Consider the following 1,326-nt stretch of genomic DNA (forward strand, 5'->3'; position numbering starts at 1 on the left):
TGCGGGCAGGTCTTGGCCCGGGTATGTGTCCGTCTCCGTGTCCGTGTCGGTGATGGGGGTGTGGTGTGGCCAGCGGGGTGGTTCCCAGTCCTGGTGTTCGCTGGGGTAGTGCCGTTGTGAGGGTGAGGTCCACCCGGGCGGGTGGTCTTTGCTGGCCGCGGTGGGGGTCCATGCGGTCCGGTGTTTGAGGCGGTGGTGTTTGGGGCAGGGTTGGCCCAGGTTGGAGATGCCGGTGGTGCCTCCCTCGGCCCAGGCTAGGAGGTGGTCTGCTTCGTTGTCCAGGGAGTGGTTGTTGCAGCCGGGGAAGGGGCATTTGCCGTCGCGGAGCCGCAGCCATTGACGCATGGCTTTGGTGAGGCGGTAGCTGGTGCGTCCGATTTCCAGCGGGGCACCGTCGCGGGGGTCGGTCAGGACGCGGTGGAAGGAATCGGCGCCCTCGGCGATCAGGCGCCGGGCCATCGACGGCGGGATCGGCCCGTACCCGTCGAGCATGGCCGGTTCCTCGGTGGCGCCCAGCAGGGACAGGACCGGGACGGTGACCAGGACCTGCGCCCGCGGGGACGGAACCCGCCCCGCCCGCCCCGGTTCCGTGCCGCCGTCGGGCACGCCGCCGTCGGGCATTGCGGTGTTGGTGCCGGTGTTGGTGAGGAGCCAGGTGGCGGTGATGTCGGCGCGGAGCTGGGCGAGGGTCCGGGTCTCGTGGGGGCCTTGGAGGGCGCGGGCGGCGGCGGTGGTCCGTTCCCAGATCCCGGCAGCGGTGTCTGCCGGGAGGTGGGCGGAGAGCCAGGCCATGCCGTCGCGGTCCGGGAGGTATTCGACCCGCCGGTGTTCGGCTTTTTGGGTGTGGCGTTCTTCGATGCCGACCGGGTGGTGGCGTTCGCGCCAGGTGCGTGCTTTGGCCCGGAACCGGGACGGGACGAGGTCCCCGGCCGGGCAGCCCCGGGCCGGGTTGGGTGCGCAGGGGTCCAGGAAGTGCGCTTCCAGGCCGGCGGCTGCGGCGGGATCCAGGCCGCCGGTTTCGTCGATGATGATCCGGGCGTGCTGCCAGGAGATCGTCCCGGACCCCAGGGCCTTCAGGGTCAGCGGCAGGACGGTGGTCAGTGCCTGGGTTTCGGAGAGGAAGGCCCCGGCGGTTCGTTCGCTGACGGTCAGGACGCAGGCCACCTCGGCGACCAGGGCAAGCTCCTGGGCGGTGGACTCCTGCGGTGAGGCTGCCGGTGCCGCCAGGGCCCGGGCTGCGTGGACGTAGTCCGCGGCCAGCTTCGCTTTCAGCGCGGCGGTCCGGGCCTCCAGCCGGGCCACTTCGGCCAGGCCGTCCAGGCAATC

Annotated in this window: 1 protein-coding gene; it reads right to left on the minus strand. The window is 71.7% G+C overall.

Features of this window, described 5'->3' with window-relative positions:
* Positions 1-1,326: DUF222 domain-containing protein (locus ABH924_RS24810; protein ID WP_404503194.1), on the minus strand; the 1,326-nt coding region annotated here is incomplete at both ends.

This window comes from Arthrobacter sp. GAS37, assembly GCF_044908325.1.
GTDB lineage: Bacteria > Actinomycetota > Actinomycetes > Actinomycetales > Micrococcaceae > Arthrobacter > Arthrobacter ramosus.